Genomic DNA, 21003 nt, shown 5'->3' on the forward strand with positions numbered 1-21003 from the left:
CCTGTTCACCAGGCGGTGTCCGGGTGGGGCTCGGCCAGGCGGGCCGTCACGGCGAGGCGGTCGATCTTGCGGTTCGCGTTCAGCGGGAAGGTCTCGAAGTGGGTGAAGGCGCGCGGGAGCATGTAGGCGGGCAGGCGGCCGGACAGTTCGGCCCGGAGGGCCAGCGGGTCGCGCGGCGTGCCGGTGTAGGCGGCCTCCAGCGTGGGCTCGGCCCCGGGCGCCGCCTTCAGAACCGTGACGACGGCCTCCGCGACCCCCTCGGCCGCGCGCAGCGCCGCCTCGATCTCGCCCAGCTCCACCCGGTGACCGGCCACCTTCACCTGGTGGTCGAGGCGGCCCAGGTGCAGCAGCGCGCCGCCCGCCCCGACGCGCACCCGGTCGCCGGTGCGGTAGTACAGCTCCTCGCCGGGCGCCTCGCGGTCCTGGTACACCGACGCCTCCCGGCCGTCGAAGCGCAGGAACCGGCCGGGGTTCTCGCCCGGGTCGAGATAGCCGGGGAAACGCTGCGGGCCCCGCAGGCACAGCTCGCCCTCGTCGGCCGGGCGGCCGTCCTCGCCGAGGACGAGGAAGTCCAGGTGCGGGTAGGGCGTGCCGATCGGGACGGTGCCGTTGGCGGTGGCGGGCCAGTCGGCGGGCTCGGCGGGCAGTCGGAACTGGGTGCAGGAGACGGTGACCTCGGTGGGGCCGTACAGGTTCTCCAGGACGCTGCCGGGCGCGGCCTCCCGCCAGGCGGCGGCCTGCTCCAGGGTGAGCTGCTCGCCGCCGAAGAGGCTCCAGCGCAGGCCGGGCATGGAGCCGGGGGCCAGGTCCCGCAGCCGCAGGGCGTACGAGATCAGCGAAGGCACCGAGAACCAGTGGGTGATGCGGGCGCGGGCGATGAAACTCGCCGGCCGCGCCAGTTCGCCGCGGGCGGGGACGACCAGGGCCGCACCGGCGCCCCAGGCGGTGAACAGGTCCCACGCGGTGGGGTCGAAGGTGAGGTCGAAGGTCTGGGAGACGCGGCTGTCCGGGCCGATGTCGTAGCGGTCGATGGCGTAGTCGAGCATCGCGGCCGCGTTGCGCTGACGCACCGGGACGCCCTTGGGGGTGCCGGTGGAGCCGGACGTGAAGACGATGTACGCGATCGCGTCGGGATCCGGGGCGCAGACGTCCTTGGGGGGGCGGTCGAAACTCCCGTCCGCCGACTCCTCGAAGGCGACGACCGGGCAGGTCAGCGCGGTATTCCGGTCGGTGAGTACCGCGTCCGGGCGCGCCGCGGCCAGCACCGCGGTGACCCGGTCGGGGGCGGAGTCCGGGTTCAGCGGGACCACGGTGGCACCCAGGCGCTGGGCCGCCAGGTACGAGGCGTAGGCGGCGACGCCGCGGCCCGCGAGGATGCCGACACGGGCGGGGCGACGGCCGTCGAGGGCGGCCAGCAGGCGGGCGGCGTTGTGCTCGGCGAGCGAGCGCAGCTCCGTGTAGGTGAGGGTGCGCCCGCCGGTCTCCAGGGCGGTGCGGTCGCCGTGGGTGTCGGCCGAGGCGGCGAACCGTTCGTAGAGGGTCGGTCGGTCAGCCACGGGCGGCTTCCTTGACGAACGCCCGGTAGTACACCGGGGTTCCGAGGAACGACGAGGTGAAGACGCCGCCCACGCGGGAGCCGCTGACGGCCAGGTGCAGATACGAGAACAGCGGCACGAGCGGGATGTGACGTGTCGTCAACTCCTCGTCCAGTGCGCCCCATTCGGCCGCGGCCTCGTCAGCCGGGAGCGCCGAGACGCGGGCGATCTCCGCGTTGACGTCCGGGTCGTCGAGGTAGGTGTAGTCGGCGTTGCCGGTGGCCCGGATCGTGCGGCCGTCGAAGCCGGTGACGAGCGTGGACGCGCCCGGCCAGTCCGCGGCCTGGCACATCATGTACAGGTCGTAGTCGTGGCCCCGGGTCAGGACGGTGGCGTTGTGCGAGGGCCGGTCGGTCTCCACCAGCTCGACGCGGAAGCCCGCTTCCTCCAGTTGGCGTGCGAGCACCTTCGCACCCGCGGTGAAGTAGGCACCGTCACGGCTCAGCAGACGCAGGACGCGTCCCTCGCCGGGGAGCGGGCCGCCGGTGTGCGGATCGGGATAGGCGCGGTGGCCGATGGTGCCGGGCGAAAGGATCGTGTGCGTCACCTCGCCCTGCGTCGGACCGAGCATCGCGTCCCGTACAGCCGCTTTGTCCACGGACACCGCACGGGCGATCGCGCGGCGCACCGCCACGTCCTGGACCCTGGCGGTGTTGATCGCCAGGTACCAGACGAGGGGGGTGCGGTCGCGGCGCAAGCGCGGAGTCAACTCCGGTTCTGCGAGCAGGAGTTCGGCGACGTCCTCGGGGGCGTTGTTCTCGGCGACGGCGAAGGTGTCGGGGCCCTCGTCGGCGCGGGCGCGGAGGTTCTGCGGCCCGCTCTCCACGCCGAGTTCGATCTCGAAGCGGTCCGGGTGGTCGTGCCGTACGGCGTCCGTGGCCGCGTCCCAGTGCGGGTTGCGTTCCAGCACGAGCAGCTTGCCGGGGGTGTGCCCGGCGATGCGGTACGGGCCCGAGGCCAGCGGCGCCTTGCCGTAACTCTCGCCGGTGTCGGCGTCCTTGGGCACCGGGACCGTGGTGGGGAGGGAGACGGCGAAGGGCAGGTCGGGGCGCGGCACCGGGAAGCGGAACACCAGGGTGCGGGGGTCGCGGACCTCCAGGCCCGGCACCTCGTCGGTGCCGTCGGTGAAGGGGCCGCCGTAGGGGCCGTTGTCGCGCAGCCAGTCCTGCAAGTGCTGCGGGCCGTCACCGAGGGCCCCTTCGAAGGAGCGGGCGATGCCGTGCGCGACGTCGGCGGCGGTGATCTCCCGGCCGTCCTCGAAGCACAGGCCCGGCTTGAGGGTGAACTCCCAGGTGCGGCCGTCCCCGTCGACGTCCCGGCCCGGGTTCTCGGCGAGGTCGCCGACCAGCGTCCAGCCGCCCTGTCCGTCCTCCGCCGAGATCGTCAGCGTACGGAAGAGGAGGTGGCCCAGGGCCGTGGACTGCAGGGTGTTGATGCGCTGCGGGTCGAGGTGGTCGTAGTCGCCGTCGCGCAGGATGCGCAGTGTGCCGCCGCGGACCGCGCCCGGCACCGGGCGGGCCGGGCCCTGTGCGGCGCGGGTGTCCCACGCGATGGATGCCTTGGTCATGTGCGTGCTCCGAGGGGGCCGGTGGAGGGAAGGGTGGGGTCGGTGGCGGCGAAGGCGCTGTCCACGAAGACCAGCGGGCGGACGCCGGCCAGCGGGCCGAAGTCGTCGACGCGGCCGACGACGAGCGCGTGGTCGCCGGCCGTGTGGACGGAGTGGACCGTGCAGTCGAAGTAGCCGACGCCGTCCAGGAGTACGGGGCAGCCGGTGGCCGGTCCCCGCTTCCAGTCGTCGGCGGCGAAGGCGTCCGCGCCGACGGGCCGGGCGGGATCCGCGAACCTCCGTGCCGTACCGGTCTGCCGGTCGCTCAGCACGGTGACCGCGAACCGCCCCGAGCCGCGCACGTATCCGTGCGCCCGCGACCGCGTCCCCAGGCCCACCGCGACGAGCAGCGGGTCCAGGGACAGGGACATGAACGCGTTGGCGGTCATCCCGAACGGTTCGCCGTCGGCGAGCGTGGTCAGCACGGTGACGCCGGTCGGAAACCGTCCGGCGGCAGTGCGGAAGAGATCGGCGCGCGACCCGGTCACGCGGGCGTCCCGTCGGACTCGCCCGGGGCGGGCTCCGATGCCACCCGCAGGGTGTTCAGGTGGTCGAGGCCCGCGAGGACCTCCTTGTCGCCGACCCCGAAGTCGATCAGGCAGGCCAGTTCGTCGACGCCCGCCGCGCGGGCCTTCTCGACGACCGTCGACGCCTGATCGACCGTGCCGAACAGGCCGCTTGTCGAGTAGTAGGTGTCGAAGGAGCGGCGGACCAGGAAGTCGATGTCGGACTCCCGGAGTTTGTCGGGGTCGAAGCCGGCGAGGATGCTGCCCGCCGAGCGGGCGATGAGGCCGAAGGAGCTCTTCAGGTACGCGGTGAAGGGCTCCCGGACCGTCTCCTTGACCTGGGCCGGGTCCTCGCCCAGATAGGTGTGGAGCATCAGCGCGACATGGCCGGGCCTGCCGTCGTGGCCGGGGCGCCCGGCGAGTGCCTCGCGGTACAGGGCGATCTTCTCGGCGAGTTCGTCGAGGCTCTGGCCCAGCAGGTGGGTCAGGACGCCCGCGCCCGCCGCGCCCGCCGCTCGGAACGTCTCCGGGCCGCCCGCGCTGGTGACCCAGACGGGCAGTTCGCTCTGGACCGGCGGCGGGTAGACCCGTACCTCGGCGGGCTTTCCGGCCCCGTCGGTGACCTGGAGCGGCTCGCCGCGCCACAGCGCCCGTATCTGCTCCACGGCCTCGATGACGGCGGTCTTGCGGCCCGCGTATCCCTCGGGGCGCAGTGCGAAGTCCACCGCGTTCCAGCCCGAGGCCAGCGAGATGCCGGCCCGGCCGCCGGAGAGGTTGTCGACGACCGACCACTCCTCGGCGATCCGCAGGGGGTGGTGCAGGGGCGCCACGACACTGCCCGCGCGGATGCCGACGCGCGAGGTGACCGCGGCCACCGCCGCGCCGGTCACCGACGGGTTGGGGTAGAGCCCCCCGAAGGGGTGGAAGTGGCGCTCGGGCGTCCACACGGCCGAGAAGCCGTGCGTGTCGGCGTACTTGGCGCCATCGAGGAGCAGGTCGTAGCGCCCGCCGCCGGTCTCGCCGACACTGCCGTCGGCGAAGTAGAAGAGACTGAAGTCCATGTCCTGTCCTCTGAGTTCGGGGGTCGGCGGGTGCTCAGCGGACGCTCAGCGGACGCAGGTCGGTCCAGACGGACTCGATGTGCTCCAGGCACTCGGCGCGCGTGCCGCGGGTGCCGGTCTCACGCCATCCGTCGGGCACCGGCAGCAGGGCCGGCCACACCGAGTACTGCTCCTCGGCGTTCACCACGACCGTGTGCACGGGCTCGGGGGCTTGCTGCGTGTTCTTCTGCGGCATCGAGGATCAGGACCTTTCCTGGATCTGGGGCGGGAGTTCGTACTTGATGCGGGCCAGCGAGGACAGCGCCAGCGGGACCAGTGCCGAGGACAGGCCGATCGCGCTGATCAACACCGTGGAGCGCAGACCCACGCCGGCGCCGAGGAAGCCGCCGATGAGGGCGCCGAGCGGGGCGATGCCCATGGCCACGAAGCGGTTGGTGGCGGCGACCCGGCCCTGGAGGGAGTCCGGGGTGAGGGTCTGGCGGATGCTGAGCACGGTGACGTTGTTGGCGACGCCGAAGGACGCGAAGAGGAAGTTGATCAGCATCAGGGTGGCGACGGACAGGAATCCGCCGCCGTGCACGGTGGAGATGCCGAGCATCACCAGGTTGGCCACGGACGCCGTGGTCAGCATCGTGCGCCCGTAGCCGAACCTCTGCGGCAGCCGGCCCGCGAAGGCCGCGCCGACCAGGAAGCCGGGGCCGAGGGCCGCCATCACCAGGCCGATCTCGCCCGGCGACAGACCCAGCGTGCGCGGCATGAACTGGAGGAAGGCGACCTCCAGGGCGGTGAAGGAGAGGTTGAAGATCGACGCCATGATCGTCATGGCGCGCAGCGGTTCGTTGCCGAAGACGAACCGCAGGCCCGCCCACACCTCGCGCAGGGTCCCGGCCGGGGAGGCCGCCTCCGACGCCGCGGGCCGGTCCTCCTTGTGCCCGATGGTCCAGATGGTGACCGCCGAGACGAGGTAGGACACCGCGCCGGCCAGCACCGCCACCGGCGCCGTCAGCCACTGCACCAGCACACCGCCTAGCGCGGGCCCGCCGATGGTGGCCGCCGACTGGCTCGCGCCGAGCGCCGAGTTGCCCCGGGTCAGCTGGTCGCGTTCCACCAGGCGCGGCAGATAGGCCTGTCCGGCCACGTCGAAGAGCACGCTGCCGCAGCCCGCGAAGAAGCCGAGGACGTAGAGCCAGCTGATGCCCAGCTGGTCGGTCCAGTAGAGGACCGGGACGACGGAGAGGACCAGGGCCCGGCCCAGGTCGGTGGCGATGAGGATGTTCCTGCGCCTGACCCGGTCCACCAGGACGCCCGCGAACAACGAGACCAGCAGATACGGGAGTTTGACGACGGAGGTCAGCAGACCGACCTGCTGGGAGGTGGCGGTCAGAGCGAGGACCGCGACCAGCGGCAGGGCGAGTTCGGTGATCTGGGCGGCGAAGAGCGAGGCGGTCTGGCCGGTCCACAACTTGGTGAAGTCGCGGTTCTTCCACACGCTGGGGACAGCGGCGGAATCCGGTTCCTGCTCCTCCTGGACCTGCGCGCCACTGGTGGCCTCTGACATGAACTGCTCCTATACGTGGGGGGAGTCGGGGACGGTCAGGAGGAAGTGGCGAGGACTCCGCGGGGGCTGCCCGCGGCGGCGTCCTCCAGGCGGCGCGCGACCTGGGGAACGTTGGGCTGTTCGAGCATGCTGAAGTGGTTGCCGGGCGACTCGTCGATCAGCAGACGGCCGCCCACCCGGGGCTCCCAGCCCATGTGCCAGCCCTCGAACAGCTCCGTCTCGGCACGGATGAGCACCGCGTCGCCGCGCAGCGGCTCGCGCGGGGTGTCGCGGTAGGTGAGCAGGGCGCGCGCGTGCCGCTGGTAGAGCCGGACCAGCCGGCGCAGGTCCTCCACGGAACGGGCGTCGGCGCGCTCGTGCCCGGTGCCCTGCGTGAGCCGTACGACGTGCTCGATCCGGGCGTCGGAGTCCAGCGCCTCCAACTCGGCCTCGGTGACGTTGAGTTGGCCCGCGAAGGCGCCGAGGATCGCGGCGGACTCGCTGGTCGCGTAGCGCGGCGGGACCGGGTCGTCGATGCTGGCGCTGATGATCGTCAGCATGCCGACCTCGTCGCCCGCGGCCTCCAGCTGGCGGGCCATCTCGTACGAGACCATGCCGCCCATGCACCAGCCGCCGATGTAGTACGGGCCCTCGGGCTGCACCGCACGCACCTCGGAGAGGTACAGCGCGGCGATCTCCTCGACGCTGTCCGGGCGGGGCACGTCGGGGCCCGCGTACTCGGGTGCCTGGAAGGCGTACAGCGGGCGCTCCGGGTCGAGTACGTCGAGCAGTTCGGAGTAGCAGAAGACGCTGCCGCCCAGCGGGTGGACCAGGAAGAACGGGGCCTTGGTCCCCGTGGAGCGCAGCGGCACCAGGGTGGAGGCGGTGGCGGTCTGCTCGCCGGAGATGATCGCGGCGAGCTTCTCGATGGTGCCGCCCTCGAAGAGCGCGGCCACCGGCACCTCGACGTCGGTGATGTCGGGCAGCCGCATGATGACGCGCAGCGCGGAGATCGAGTTGCCGCCGAGTTCCAGGAAGGCGTCGGTGACACCGACCCGCTCCACGCCGAGTACGTCCTGCCAGATCTCGGCCAGCTGCCGTTCGGTCTCGTTGCGCGGGGCGACGAAGGCGCCGGCGGTGGTCTCCTCGCGGCCCGGCGCGGGCAGTGCGAGCCGGTCGACCTTGCCGTTGGGGGTGAGCGGGAAGGCGTCCAGGACGACGAAGGCGCTGGGCACCATGTACTCGGGCAGCGACTCGGCGGCGAGGGCGCGCAACTCGGCCGCCGCGGGCGGGACTTCGCCCTCCGCCGTGAGGTACGCGGCGAGTCGCGCGTCGCCCGGCTGGTCCTTGCGGGCCACGACGACCACTCGGCCCACACCCGGGTGCCGGGACAGCACGCTCTCGATCTCGCCGAGTTCGATACGGAAGCCGCGGACCTTCACCTGGTGGTCGGAGCGGCCCAGGAACTCCAGGCGCCCGTCCGGCAGCCAGCGCGCCACATCGCCGGTGCGGTACATGCGGGCGCCCGCACGGTCCGTGTACGGATCGGGCACGAAGCGGTCGGCGGTCAGGTCGCCGCGCCCCGAGTAGCCGCGGGCCAGGCCGTCGCCGGCGATGTAGAGGTCGCCGGGGACGCCCTCGGGGACCGGTGCGAAGGACTCGTCGAGGACGTACACCTGGGTGTTGGCGATCGGCCGTCCCAGCGTGACCGGCTCGGCGGGGCGCACCCGGTCCAGGCAGGACCAGATGGTGGTCTCGGTCGGCCCGTACGCGTTCCACACCACCGGGAAGCGGTCGGTGAGGTCGTGCGCGAGGTCCTCGGGCAGCGCCTCGCCGCCGGAGATCACCCGCAGGCCGGGGTCGGCGTCGAGGCCCGCCTCGATCAGCAGCCGCCAGCTCGACGGGGTCGCCTGGATGACGGTGGCGCCGGACCGCTCGACGTGCTCGCGCAGCCGCGGCCCGTCGACGGCGATGTCCGGGGCGACGATCAGCTCGGCGCCGGTCAGCAGCGGCAGATACACCTCGAGGCCCGCGATGTCGAAGGACAGCGAGGTGACCGCCAGCAGCCGGTCCTCGTCGGTGAGTTCGAGGTCGCGGCCGAAGGAGTTCAGCAGGTTGAGCAGGGCCCGGTGCGGGATCTGGACGCCCTTGGGCCGGCCTGTGGAGCCGGAGGTGTAGATGACGTAGGCGAGATGCTCGGGTCCGGCGAGGGGGTCGAGATCGTCGGAGGGGCGTTCGGCCGCGGCCGTCCGGTCGACCTCGATCACGACGGTGCCCTCGGGGGCGGCGGGCGCCGCGAGCCCCGCCCCCGTCAGCAGGACCGGCACGCGCGCGTCGGCGAGCATGTACTCCAGGCGCTCGGCCGGGTATCCGGGGTCCAGCGGCACATAGGCGCCGCCCGCCTTGAGCACGGCGACCAGGGCGACGATCAGCTCGGCCGACCGCTCCAGGTGGACGCCGACCAGGGTGTCGGGGCCGACCCCGCGCTCGCGCAGCTCATGGGCGAGCCGGTTGGACCAGGTGTGGAACTCGCCGTACGACAGCGTGGTGTCGCCGAAGCGTACGGCGGTGCGGTCGGGGTCCTTGGCCGCGCGCTCGGTGAGCAGCTCGGGCAGGGTGCGGTCCAGGGGCCAGCCGGCGCGGGTGTCGTTCCAGTCGCGGAGCAGCCGGTCCTGCTCGTCGGCGCCGAGCAGCGCGGTGGCGTGCACGGCCGCGTGCGGGTCGGCTACGAGGGCCCCGAGCGCGTCGGCGTAGTAGCCGCCGACCCGGGCGATCCACTCGTCGGTGAACTGCGCGGCGTCGTAGTTGATCCGCAGCCTGACCTCGCCGCTGACCGGGTCTGTGCCGAAGTTCGCGGTGAAGGGGAAGTTGGTCTGCTCGAAGAACTCGCCGCCGGTGACCGCCAGTTCGGCCAGCTCCATGTCGTAGCTGCGGAAACTGCGGTGGTCGACGACGGTCTCGAAGAACTGCGGGCGGCGCAGGTCGGTGAGCAGCTGGGCCATCGGGTAGCGGCGGTGCGGCAGCGCGCCGCTCTCCGCCGCGTGGATCTGCTGGGCGAGTTCCGTCCAGGTCGTGCCCGCGACGTCCACCACCAGCGGCAGGGTGTTCAGGAACAGCCCGACGACCTGGTCGCCGTCGGCGGTCTCCGGGCGGCCGTTGCTGACCAGACCGGTGACGACCCGCCGCTGCCCGGACAGCAGGGACAGCACTCGGGCGTGCGAGGCGAACATCACCGACTTCACCGGCACCTTGGCCTCGGCGGCGACGGCGCGCAGTGCCGCGCCGAGCGTCGCGGGCAGGGGCACTTCGTGGACGCGGGCCTCGCGGATGTCGGCGAGGGCGTCGTCCTGGTGACGCGGCAGCCCGGTGAAGGAGGTGTCCTCCAGGACCCGGGCCCAGTGGCCGCGCGACTCCTCGCTCGCCAACGCCTCCTGTTCCAGGGCGAGATAGTCCCGGAACCGGGTCACCGGGGCGACGGCCTCGTCCGGGCGGCCGGCCAGCCGGGCGTCGTACCCGGTGATCAGCTGCGAGGTGACCAGGGACAGGCTCCAGCCGTCGAGGATCGCGTGGTGGAAGCTGAGGTTGAGCTGGAAGTCGGCGTCGTCGAAGACATGGACGTGCAGCGTGAGCAGCGGCGCCCGGGTCAGCACGAACGGGGTGGCCTTCTCCTTCTCCGTCCAGGCGGCGACCCGGCGCGCCTGCTCGCCCTCCTCCAGACCGCGCAGGTCCTCCACGGTGAGCGGGGTCTCGACCGCCGCGTACACGAGTTGCATGGGCTTGCTGAACCGGGTCAGGTCGAAGCCGCTGCGCAGGATGTCGGAGCGCTGGATCACCGCGGCGAGGGTGTCCCGCAGGGCCGGCTCGTCGAAACGGCCGGACAGCCGGATGCTGGAGATGTCGTGGTACGTGGGGGTGGCGCCGTCCGCGTAGCTGTGGAAGAGCATGCCGGACTGGAGCAGGGTCAGGGGGTAGGCGTCGATGATGTCGTCGTGGGACGGCACGGGGTTTCCTTCCGGGTGCGCTGCGGGACGGACGGGTTGGGGGCGGTCACGCCTTGGGCCGGGCGACGGGATGGGGGCGGTCACGCCTTGAACCGGGCGACGGATGAGGGACGGTCACGCCTGGAGCCGGGCCAGGTCCTCCGGTGAGAGCAGGCCGAAGGCCGCGACCTCACGGCGTCCGGCCCCGCTGTCGGTGCGGGTGGCCAGCCACTGCGCGAGGGCCTCGACGGTCTGGCTGGTGAAAAGCCGCTGAAGCGGGATGTCCTGCCCGTCCTCACGGGCGAGACCGACGATCCGCACGGCATGCATCGAGTCCCCGCCGATCTCGAAGAAGTTGTCGCGCACGCCGACCCGGTCGACTCCGAGCACCCGCTGCCACAGCGCGACGAGCCGCTCCTCCTGCGGGTTGCCCGGCGCCACGTACGCGGCGGATGTCCCGCCGGAGCGGTCGGGGGCGGGCAGCGCCTTGCGATCGACCTTGCCGTTCGGGCTGAGCGGCAGGGCGTCGAGGACGACGTGGGCGGCGGGGATCATGTGCTCGGGGAGGCGCTCCGCCAAGGCGGTGCGCAACTCGCCGACGGAAGGAGCCCGTCCGCCCGTGACGTACACGACGTACGCGACGATCCTCCGGTCGCCCGGCTGGTCCTCGCGGACGATGGCGACGGCCTGGGTGATGCCGTTCACGGCGAGCAACGCCGCCTCGATCTCGCCGAGTTCGATGCGGAAGCCGCGCACCTTGACCTGGTGGTCGGCGCGGCCGAGGTACTCGATGCGGCCCTCGGCGTTCCAGCGCGCGATGTCTCCGGTGCGGTAGAGGCGGGAGCCGGGTGGGCCGAAGGGGTCGGGTACGAAGCGGTCGGCGGTGAGGCCAGGCCGTCCGCCGTAGCCGCGGGCCAGCTGGACGCCGCCCAGGTGGAGTTCGCCGGGCACCCCGATGGGGGCCGGGAGCAGACGGGCGTCCAGGACGTAGGTGCGGGTGTTGGCGATCGGGGTGCCGATGGGCAGGGCGGGGCCGGTCCAGTCGGGGCGGCTCGACCAGCGGGTGACGTCGACGGACGCCTCCGTGGGGCCGTACAGGTTCTCCAACTCCGCCTGCCCGAGGGTGCGGTGGAAGCGCCGGGCCAGTTCGGCGGGGAGCGCCTCGCCACTGCACACGACGAGCCGCAGCGAACGGCACTCGCCCGCGCGCCCGGCACCGAGGAACGCCTCCAGCATGGGCGGCACGAAGTGGCAGACGGTGACCGACTCCCGCTGGATCAGCTCCGCCAGATACCCCGGATCGCGATGCCCGCCGGGCTCCGCCAGGACCAGCCGGGCGCCGGTGAGCAGCGGCCAGAACAGCTCCCACACGGAGACGTCGAAGCTGATCGGCGTCTTCTGCAGGACGGTGTCCGCGCCGGTGAGCCCGTACGTGTCCTGCATCCAGCGCAGCCGGTTGGCGATGCCGCGGTGCGGGACCTGCACTCCCTTGGGGCGGCCGGTGGAACCCGAGGTGTAGATGACGTACGCGAGGTGGTCGGGTCCTGCGACCGGTTCCGGCTCGGTGTCGGGGTGGCCGTCTCCGGCGAGCTCGTCGACGGGGACGACGGTGAGGCCTTCGGTGGTGAGCCCGGCTTCCGCTCCGGCCGCCGTGAGCAGCACGGGCGCCCCGGAGTCGGTGAGCATGAACTCCAGCCGCCCGGCCGGGTAGCCCGGGTCCAGCGGCAGATAGGCGCCGCCCGCCTTGAGTACGGCGAGCAGGGCCACCATCAGCTCGGGCGACCGCTCCAGGTGGACGCCGACGACGGTGTCGGGGCGGACGCCGAGGGCGCGCAGGCGGTGGGCGAGCCGGTTGGCGCGGCGGTGCAGCTCGGCGTACGACACCTCGCTGTCCTCGAACCGTACGGCGGGCGCGTCGGCGTACTTGACGGCGGCCTCGGTGAGCAGATCGGTGAGCGTCTCCCGCTGTGGCCTGTCGACAGCCGTGTCGTTCCACTCGTCCACCAGCAGGGTGCGTTCGGCGGGCCCGAGGAGATCGACGGTGGAGACGGGGGCGGCCGGTTCGGCGACGACGGCGGTCAGGACGCGGGTGAAGTGCTCGACGAACCGCTCGATGGTGGCGCCGTCGAAGAGCTCCACGTCGTAGTCGAGCCAGCCGATGAGCTCCTGGCCGGTGTCGATCATCCGGAGGTTGAGGTCGAACTGGCTGTTGGCCTCCGAGATGTCCACGAACTCGCTGTCCACACCGTGGACTTCGAGGGTGCCGAGCTCGATGTTCTGCAACGCGAACAGCACCTGCACCAGCGGGCTGCGCGACAGGTCGCGCTCCGGAGCCAGCTCGTTCACCAGCCGCCCGTACGGCACCCGCTGGTGCGCGAACGCCTCAAGCGAGGTGTCGCGGACCCGGCCGAGGAGTTCCGGGAACGACGGGTCGCCGTGCAGGTCGACACGGAGCGGCAGCGTATTGAGGAAGCAGCCAAGGAGATCCTCGAACTCGGCCCGCGGCCGGTTCGCGACCGGCGTGCCGACCAGGAGACTGTCCTGCCCCGTGTGGCGCGACAGGACGACGGAGTACGCGGAGAGCAGCGTCATGAAGAGGGTTCCGCCGTGGCTGCGCGACAGCTCCCGCAGCCCCGCGGCGGTCGACGCGTCCACCGTCAGCCGGCGGCGCGCGCCCCGGTGCGTGCCCACAGCGGGCCGCGGCCGGTCGGTTGGCAGCTCCAACACCCTTGGTACGCCGTCCAGATGGCGGCGCCACCAGTCGAGCAGCGAGTCGAGCGCGGGGCCGGAGAGGTCCGTACGCTCCCAGCGGGCGACATCGGCGAACTGGAGTTCCTGCTCCGGCAGTTGGTCCACATCTCCGGCGTACGCCCGCGACAGCTCGCGCAGCAGCAGACCGAACGACCAGCCGTCGAAGGCTATGTGATGGACGGTCAGCGCGAGCAGCTGATCCTGCTGCCCGATGCGCAGGAGCTCCGCCCTGAGCAGCGGGCCGCGCGTCAGGTCGAAGGGCTCCTTGATGCCACGCATCGCGGCGGCCACGGCTGCGGACTCCGGGTCGGGAGCCCCCGAGAGGTCCGCATGGCGTACGAGGACCCGGGCGCCGTCGACCGCCCGCTGCAGCGGGGTGCCGTCCGGTCCGGCCTCGAAGACCGTACGCAGCACGGCGTGCCGGGCCACGACGGTGTCCACGGCCGACTGCAGCGCCGCGTCGTCGAGGGCGCCGCGCAGCCGCAGCACGACGGGCATGTTGTACGCCGCGTCCCCCGGCCGCAGTTGCTCCTCCAGCCACAGCCTCTCCTGGGTCCAGGAGAGGGGTCCTGACACGGTGACGTCACCTCGCGCGACCACCGCCCCACCGTCAGGTGTCTCCTGGCGGCTCAGCAGCGGCGCGAGCCCGGCGACCGTGGGCCGCTCGAAGAGGTCCTGGAGGGTGACATCGCCGTGGAACTCCCGCCTGATGCGCGCCAGCAGTCGCGTCAGCAGCAGCGAGTGCCCGCCGAGCGCGAAGAAGTCGTCGGCGGCGCCGATCCGTTCGCGGCCCAGCAGTTCTCCCCACAGCTCGGCGATCCGCCGCTCGACCGGTCCGTCGGGGGCGACGTACGCACCGGTGGCCCGCTCCGCGCGGACGCCGAGCGCCCGCAGGGCCGCGCGGTCCACCTTGCCGTTCGCGGTCAGCGGGAGGGTGTCGAGGACGACGTAGGAGGAGGGGACGGCGTACTCCGGAAGGCGGCGGGCGAGCGCCGCGCGGATGTCGGCCAGATCGAGTGCGGTGGCTTCGGTGGCCGGGGTGAGTGCGGTGAGTGCGGTGACTCCGGTGGCCGGGGTGGGCGTGGTACCTCCCGTGACCGTGATGAGCGCGCTGCCTCCCGTGGCCAGGTACGCGACGAGTCCCCGCTCGCCGGACGCGTCCGCCACGCCGAGCACGGCGCTGTGGGCGACGCCGGGCAGCGCGTCGAGGGCCGCCTCCACCTCTGCGGGCTCCACCCGGAACCCGCGCACCTTGATCTGCTGGTCGGCACGCCCGAGAGGCTCGATGAGACCGTCGGGGCGCAGGCGGGCCAGGTCTCCGGTGCGGTAGACGCGGGCGCCGCTGCCCGGTGCGAAGGGATCGGGAACGTAACCGCCCTCCCGGTCATCGGCGTAACGGGCCAAGTACGGCGTGCGGACGACGAGTTCGCCGACCTCGCCGAGGCCCGCGGGACGGTCGCCCGCGAGGACCAGGAGCTGGACGCCGTCGATGCCGGGGCCGAGCGGCACCGGGCCGCCGGACCGCGGGTCGGCGGCGGACCCGGCGCGGTGGACTCGGTGCACCGACACCGCCTGCGGGGTCTCGGTGGCGCCGTACATGTTGAGCAGGTCGGCGCCGGGGGCGAGCCGGGCCCAGTCCCGTACGGTACGGCCGGTCAGGGTGTCGCCCCCGAAGCCCACGAGCCGCAGGCGCGGCCAGGGCTCTCCGTCCGCCTGCTCGGCGAGCGCCCCGCCGAGGGCCGGCGTGAGGTGCGCGACCGTCGCCCCGGCCGCCCGCAGCCACTCCCCGACGGCCCGCACGTCGCGCACGTCCGCGTCGGGGAACACCACGGCCGCACCCGCCCACAGCGGCGCCAGCACGTCCCGCAGAAACGGGTCGTGCCCGAGCCCGGACAGCGCGGCGAACCGGTCCGCGGGCCCGAGCCCGAAGGCCCGCGCGTACCAGTCGAGAAAGTGCACAAGCGGCCGGTGCCCGCCGAGCACCGGCCGGGGCCGCCCCGTCGTACCCGAGGTGAAGGCGACGTAGGCGGGGACGTCGCCGTCGAGAACACCCGGGCCACGCTGCACACCCTGAGCGGAACGGCCCGGCTGGCCCGGCTGGCCCGGCTGGCCCGGCTGGCCCGGCTGGCCCGGCTGGCCCGGCTGGCCCGGCTGGCCCGGCTGGCCCGGCTGGCCCGGCTGGCCCGGCTGGCCCGGCTGGCCCGGCTGGCCCGGCTGGCCCGGCTGGCCCGGCTGGCCCGGCTGGCCCGGCTGGCCCGGCTGGCCCGGCTGGCCCGGTACCGGGCCAGCCGTGGCCGCGGTGCCGGACGTCGGGGCGCGCGGCCCCTGCGGGGTGTCGGGGGAATCGTCGGGCGGGACGGCGCTGTTCTCCCGCGGGCTTCGGCTCGGCCCTGAGAGGGGTCCGGGCCGCGTGCCGTCCGACGGCACGCGGGCCTCCGGCAGGTCACCCGGCGTCCGCGCCAGTTCGCGCTCGCGTGCCGGGTCGACGCGTAGTACCGGGCCCGTGACGAAGGCGGGGAGGGGGCGGTCGGGGGCGCAGGCCAGCCAGGCTCGGGGGGAGAGGGCCTGTGCGCGGGCCGACAGCGCCTCGTCCGGGTAGTCCGCGTCCAGGACCGAGAAGACCGCGCCTGCCTTCACCGCGGCCAGGATGCCGAGGACGACCGCCGGGTGGCGGGCGGCGTGCAGGGCGAGGACGTCGCCGGGGCGGATGCCGCGCTCGCGCAGCACCCGGGCCAGCCGGTCGGTCGCCCGGTCCAGTTCGGCGTACGACCAGACGTCTCCGTCGGCGGTCGTCCCGGCGACGAGCGCGGGCGCCTGCGGAGACGCCGCCGTGTGCTTGGCGAGCCGGTCGAGGAGTGACTCGGTTACGGAGACGGGGAGTTCGGCGGCCGGGTCGGGCAGCAGCGCCGCCGAACGGGGCGTGGAGAGGGCGAACTCGCTGACGCGCAGGCCGGGTTCGGCACTGGCCAGGGTCAGCACCCCGCGCAGCTGCTCAAGGAGGTCGGCGACGCGCTCCCCCTCGTACAGCGCGGCGTCGTACACCGCGTCCAGGGTCAGCCCGCCGTCGGCCTCGGTCCCCACGTACAGCGTGAGGTCGAACTTGTTGTCGATGTCCCCGAAGGGCAGGGCCTCCACCCGGCAGCCGGCCAGGTCCGGCACCCCGGACGGCGGCAGGACGTTGAAGAAGACCTGCACGAGCTGGTTGCGGGAGAGATCGCGTTCCGGGGCGAGCCCCGAGATCAGCCGCCCGAACGGCACCCGCTGGTGCCCGAACGCGTCCAGGGAGTCCCGCCGGACCCGCCCGAGCAGCTCGCCGAAGGTGGGGTCGCCGGCGGCGTCCACCTTGACGGGCAGCGTGTTGAGGAAGCAGCCGACGAGATCACGGGTGCCCGCGCCGCGGGTGGACGCCGGGGTGCCCACGACCATCCGCTCCTGCCCGGTGTGCCGTGCCAGCACCACGCCGAACGCCGCGAGCAGCGCCATGAACGGCGTCGCCTCGTGGGCCCGCGCCAGCTCCCGCACCGCGTGCGCGGTCGCCGCGTCCACGGCAAGGCGACGGCGCGCGCCCCGGTGCCCCCGTACGGCGGGCCGGGGCCGGTCGGCCGGCAGCTCCAACACCCTTGGTACACCGTCCAGATGGCGGCGCCACCAGTCGACGAGCCGGTCCACGGCCGCCTCGTCCAGCTCCGCCCACTCGGCGCGCACGGCGTCGGCGTACGTGCGGCGCAGGGGCCGCAGACCGGGGTCCGCGGGCTCGGCGTACACGCGCGACAGCTCCTGGAAGAGGAGCCCGAACGACCAGCCGTCGGCGATGAGGTGATGCGCCGTCAGGAGCAACAGGTGCTCCTCGTCGGCCGTCCGGACGACGAGTACGCGCAGCAGCGGTCCGCGCGCCAGGTCGAAGCGTGCCCGTGAGGCCCGCCGCAGCGCCGTCGCGGCGGCCGCCGCGGGATCCGGCAGGGCCCGTACGTCCTGGGTCTCCACCGGCACCGTCAGGCCCTCGACGGTCCGCTGCACGGGCACCCCGTCGACGGTGTCGAAGACGGTGCGCAGTGCCTCGTGCCGGGCGGCGAGGGTGTCGAAGGCCAGCCGCAACCGCGCGGTGTCCAGGGGTCCTTGGACCCGAAGCGCCACGGGCATGTTGTAGGCCGCGTCGCCCGGCCGCAGTTGCTCCTCGAACCAGATCCGCTCCTGGGTCCAGGAGAGCGGGGCGTCCTTCTCGGTCATGTGGGGTCCTTCGGGGCGCGATCCGTGAAGCGGGTGAGCTCGGCACGGAAGAGTGCGGTGATTTCGGCGAGCGCGGGGAGGTCGAACAGACCCTCGGGGGCGTGGACGGCACCGGTGAACGCCGTGCCGTCGTCCCACAGTTCGCAACAGAGTTCGGCCTGCGGGCCCAGCGCGGGCGCGGCCAGTGGCACGAACCGGGCACCGCCGCCCTCGGCGGGCCTTGCGACCCGTTGCAGCACCAGCAGGTTCTGGTAGAGCGGAGTACGGCCGCCCGCCGGGCGGGGCGCAAGCGCCGCGAGCTCGTCCGTGCCGGGCGCGCTGTGCGCGAGGACGTCGAGGAGCCGGTCGCCCACGAGGCGGAGCAGTTCGCCGGGGTCGAGCGCCGGGTCGGCGGCGATGCGTACGGGCAGGCCGTTGGCGAGGTAGCCGACCGTGCGTTCGTGTGCGGCGTCCCGGGTGTCGACGATCGTCCCGATGGCGAGGTCGTCCTGTCCCGTGACCTTGGCCAGCGCCCGCCACCAGGCCGCGAGCAGCGGCACCAGCACGGGGTACCGGGCGCGGGCCGCGAACTCCCGCAACGCGTCGGTCTGTTCCGCGCTCAGACCGACGTGCCGCGAGAGGAGCGGCCGGGTCCACAGCTCCCGCATCTGTAGGTCACGGCCACCGCCGGGCCAGCGTGCCGCCGGCAGCCCTTCCAACTCCGTCTTCCAGTACGTCTGTTCAGCGCCGTCGAGCGGAGTGCCACCGGAGGGCGGTGCCGGGGCCGGGTCGACGGCCCCGCCCTCGTACGCGGCGGCGAGGTCTCCGACGAGCACCTCCTCGGACCGACCGTCGTACACGATGTGGTGCACGGCGAGCAGCAGCAGGTGGGCCTCGGCACCGGTGCCTCCGCCGAGCAGCCCCGCCGCGAACAGGGGCCCGCCTTCGAGATCCTGTACGCGCGCCACCAGCTCGCGCGTCAACTCCTCCTCGTCCACGCGCCCTTGCGCCAGTACCAGCGGCGGAGCCGCCACGCCCGGCTCGGACACCGACCGGAGGGGCCGGCCTGCCCGGCGCGGGAAAGTCGTCCGCAGTGCGGGGTGCGCGGCGACGACCACCGCCAGGGCCCGTGCCAGCCGCTCCTGGTCGAGCGCGCCGGTGATCTCGATCCGGCTGATGGCCACATGCCCGGGAGCATCCGGCACCAGCCGTCCTGCCAGCCAGAAGCGGCGCTCACCGGGGGAGAGTTCGGAGGCGGGAGTGGTCGGCGCGGGCGCGGCCTGCTGTGCGGGGGCCCGCTCGGCGAGCGCCTCCAGGGCCCGCACCGTCGGGTTCTCGTACACCTCACGGACCGACAGGCGGACGCCGAGCAGGCGCCCCAGCCGGGCGGCGATCCGCAGCATGTGCAGCGAACTCGCCCCACCGAGCAGCAGATCGGTCCCCGGTGTCAGCCCGGGTTCCCCGAGGATGGCGCGGACCTCGCGCAGGACGGTGGACGCCGGCGCCTCGGCGGACACGGGTTCCGGCCGCGCCGCCGCGACCTGCTCGGTCACCCACGCCTCCACCGCCCGTACGTCCGCCTTGCCCGTCGGGCCGAGGGGTACGGGATGCAGGTGGAGGTAGCGGTCGGGGCGGAGGTGGGAGGCGAGGGCCTCGCCGGCGGATTCGCGCAGGGCGTGCTCCGGAAGGGGGGCGGCCGACTCGGTCGCGTACGCGCAGACGGTCGCGGTGACGGTGCCGTGCGCGTCGCGCAGCGGGATCAGGAAGGCCTGCCTGACGCCCGGTACCGCGGCGACACCGCGTTCCACCTCGCCGGGCTCGACCCGGTATCCACGGATCTTGAACTGCCGGTCGGCACGCCCGATGAAGGACAGCCGGCCCTCGTCGTCCATGCGCACCCGGTCCCCGGTGCGGTACGCGCGCAGCGTGCCGTACCCCGGTACGTCGATCGCGGCGAAGCGGCGCGCGTCCTCCTCGGGCCGGCCGAGATAGCCGAGCGCGAGCCCGTCACCCGCGACCCACAGCTCACCCTCGGTGCCGCACTCCACGGTCCGGCCCTCGCTGTCGAGCACGGCGACGAGGGTGCCGCGGACGGGCAGGCCGAGGGGGATGCCGTACTCGGCGCCGGTGTCGGCGGCGCGGATGTCGTGCGTGGCGACGAACACCATGGACTCGACGGGGCCGTACCCGTTGGTGATGCGCAGCCCGGGGTGCCGGGCCAGCAGGGCGGCGATGTGCGCGGGCGACAACCGCTCACCGCCACACAGGAGTTGGCGTACGCCGGTGAACGCGTCGGGGTCCTCGTCGACGAGCAGATTGACGAGGGAGCTGGTCAGCCAGAGCGTGTTCACGCCGTGCCCGGAGACGAGGCCGCGCAGGCCGTCCGGCGTGATCAAGGGCTCGTCCGGCACGACGCAGGTGCCGCCGTTCATGAGCGGCCCGAACACCTCCAGGGCCCCCGCATCCCAGTACGGCGCCGCCAGCAGCGGCATCACAGCCCCGGCCCCGAACTCCGCGTACCCGCCCTCGACAAAGGTCCGCACGAACGCCCGATGCGGAACGACGACCCCCTTGGGCCGCCCGGTCGACCCGGAGGTGAAGAAGACACAGGCGGGGGCGTCGGCTCCGACGACCACCAAGTCACGCAAGTCGACGGCCGTTTCAGCCACGTCCGCCAAGTCACCCGCGTCCACAGCCGTCTCAGCCGAACCGGCCAGGGAGATCACCCTGACCCCCTCGGGCAGCCACCCCGCGCCCCCGCCCGTCTCGATCGCGACCGTGGCCCCCAGGTCCGCGACGACTCCGCGGACGCGCGCCGCGGGCCACGCCGGGTCGACCGCGGCGTACGCGGCGCCCGAGAGCAGGACGCCGAGGGCCGCGACGACGAAGTCCGCGCCGTTCACCGCCACCACTGGCACGAACGTGCCGGGCCGCACCCCCGCCGCCGTGAGCCGTCGGCCGATCTCCCGTGCCCGGTCGGCCAGTTCGGCGTACGAGAGGGATGTCCCGCCCGGACCCCGCAGGGCTGTCGCCCGCGGGGTCCGGGCGGCCTGCCGGAGCACCGCCTCGTGGGCGGTGGCAGCGGCCGGCACGGGATGGCCGGGTCCGGCAGCGACCGAGGGACGCCTGAGCGTCATGAGAGGCGAGGTGCGGTGGCCAGCGCCCGGGCCAGTTCGCCCGGAGTGGACTGGAGTACGTCGGTGAAATCGGCCTCCAGCCCCCAGTCGTCCTCGATACGTGCGACGACGAGTACGGCGTGGAAGGAATCCCCGCCCTGCGCGAGGAAAGAGGAATCCTCCCGGATTTCCACCCCCAGCACGTCGGCGAATATGCGCCGCACACTTTCCGCGTCGATCCGGGACACTTCGTCGATCTGTGTCATTTCAGTCTTCTCCGGTGATCCGTCGATCCAGCGAGCCAGTGATCCATTGCCGCGATTCACCGCGGTCGGCTAGCTCCACGCGCTGTCGTCCGGCGTGACGACGAGCGGTCGCACGTGACCGTTTTCCGCTACCGACGTGTTTCCGGCTCGTTCCAGGACATCGCCGGCGCCGGTGGCGGCGGCGGCGCCCACGCCGCCGGCCAGCCCGGCCAGGACCAAAAGTGCGGTGGTGATAAATCGTGCTTTCTTCACAGAAAGCCCCTCCCCCGTGACGGCTCTGCGTGACCGCCCGATCGCACGAGCGGTGTGTTTCACGATGTTGTAATCCGGCCGCCGTGGAGTTCCAGTAATCCATCGAGCAGGATGATGCGAACAGCAA

11 protein-coding genes are annotated in these 21003 nt (G+C 73.2%); all 11 read right to left on the reverse strand.

The features are described 5' to 3' along the window. Positions 1-5: 5 nt before the first annotated feature. Positions 6-1556, reverse strand: a complete 1551-nt coding sequence (locus OG266_RS20650; RefSeq protein WP_371547717.1) for an amino acid adenylation domain-containing protein — start codon at positions 1554-1556, stop codon at positions 6-8. Continuing rightward, the gene (locus OG266_RS20655) at positions 1549-3162 is read right to left on the reverse strand and encodes an ABC transporter substrate-binding protein (protein ID WP_371547718.1); all 1614 of its coding nucleotides are present in this window, start codon (positions 3160-3162) and stop codon (positions 1549-1551) included. Before OG266_RS20655 ends, OG266_RS20650 begins: the two co-directional genes overlap by 8 nt. Then, the gene (locus OG266_RS20660) at positions 3159-3689 is read right to left on the reverse strand and encodes a flavin reductase family protein (RefSeq protein WP_266457578.1); all 531 of its coding nucleotides are present in this window, start codon (positions 3687-3689) and stop codon (positions 3159-3161) included. Before OG266_RS20660 ends, OG266_RS20655 begins: the two co-directional genes overlap by 4 nt. Next, positions 3686-4768, reverse strand: coding sequence for a MupA/Atu3671 family FMN-dependent luciferase-like monooxygenase (locus OG266_RS20665; protein WP_371547719.1), 1083 nt, complete (start codon positions 4766-4768; stop codon positions 3686-3688). The genes OG266_RS20660 and OG266_RS20665 overlap by 4 nt, the downstream gene beginning before the upstream one ends. A gap of 34 nt (positions 4769-4802) precedes the next feature. Continuing rightward, a complete protein-coding gene (locus tag OG266_RS20670; RefSeq protein ID WP_371547721.1) occupies positions 4803-5003 on the reverse strand; it encodes an MbtH family protein in 201 nt (66 codons plus the stop codon). Between the two features lie 6 nt (positions 5004-5009). Further along, positions 5010-6326 (reverse strand): MFS transporter, encoded by a 1317-nt coding sequence (locus tag OG266_RS20675; RefSeq protein WP_371547723.1) that lies wholly within the window; start codon positions 6324-6326, stop codon positions 5010-5012. Positions 6327-6361: 35 nt separating this feature from the next. Continuing rightward, positions 6362-10306 carry an amino acid adenylation domain-containing protein gene (locus OG266_RS20680; RefSeq protein ID WP_371547724.1) on the reverse strand — a complete coding sequence of 1315 codons (3945 nt, stop codon included), beginning with the start codon at positions 10304-10306 and terminating at the stop codon, positions 6362-6364. A 114-nt stretch (positions 10307-10420) separates the two neighbouring features. After that, positions 10421-17263, reverse strand: coding sequence for an amino acid adenylation domain-containing protein (locus OG266_RS20685; protein WP_371547725.1), 6843 nt, complete (start codon positions 17261-17263; stop codon positions 10421-10423). Next, positions 17260-20379 (reverse strand): amino acid adenylation domain-containing protein, encoded by a 3120-nt coding sequence (locus OG266_RS20690; protein WP_371547726.1) that lies wholly within the window; start codon positions 20377-20379, stop codon positions 17260-17262. The genes OG266_RS20685 and OG266_RS20690 overlap by 4 nt, the downstream gene beginning before the upstream one ends. Continuing rightward, positions 20376-20624, reverse strand: coding sequence for a phosphopantetheine-binding protein (locus OG266_RS20695; RefSeq protein WP_266457597.1), 249 nt, complete (start codon positions 20622-20624; stop codon positions 20376-20378). The genes OG266_RS20690 and OG266_RS20695 overlap by 4 nt, the downstream gene beginning before the upstream one ends. A gap of 69 nt (positions 20625-20693) precedes the next feature. Beyond that, positions 20694-20876 (reverse strand): hypothetical protein, encoded by a 183-nt coding sequence (locus tag OG266_RS20700; protein WP_371547727.1) that lies wholly within the window; start codon positions 20874-20876, stop codon positions 20694-20696. Positions 20877-21003: the final 127 nt, after the last annotated feature.

Source organism: Streptomyces sp. NBC_00554 (assembly GCF_041431135.1).
Taxonomy (GTDB): domain Bacteria; phylum Actinomycetota; class Actinomycetes; order Streptomycetales; family Streptomycetaceae; genus Streptomyces.

Excerpts from the sequence above, each read along its gene's own strand:
- OG266_RS20670 (WP_371547721.1), bottom strand. The coding sequence starts at position 5,003 with ATGCCGCAGAAGAACACGCAGCAAGCCCCCGAGCCCGTGCACACGGTC.
- OG266_RS20665 (WP_371547719.1), bottom strand. The coding sequence starts at position 4,768 with ATGGACTTCAGTCTCTTCTACTTCGCCGACGGCAGTGTCGGCGAGACC.
- OG266_RS20695 (WP_266457597.1), bottom strand. The coding sequence starts at position 20,624 with ATGACACAGATCGACGAAGTGTCCCGGATCGACGCGGAAAGTGTGCGG.
- OG266_RS20685 (WP_371547725.1), bottom strand. The coding sequence starts at position 17,263 with ATGACCGAGAAGGACGCCCCGCTCTCCTGGACCCAGGAGCGGATCTGG.
- OG266_RS20690 (WP_371547726.1), bottom strand. The coding sequence starts at position 20,379 with ATGACGCTCAGGCGTCCCTCGGTCGCTGCCGGACCCGGCCATCCCGTG.
- OG266_RS20675 (WP_371547723.1), bottom strand. The coding sequence starts at position 6,326 with ATGTCAGAGGCCACCAGTGGCGCGCAGGTCCAGGAGGAGCAGGAACCG.
- OG266_RS20655 (WP_371547718.1), bottom strand. The coding sequence starts at position 3,162 with ATGACCAAGGCATCCATCGCGTGGGACACCCGCGCCGCACAGGGCCCG.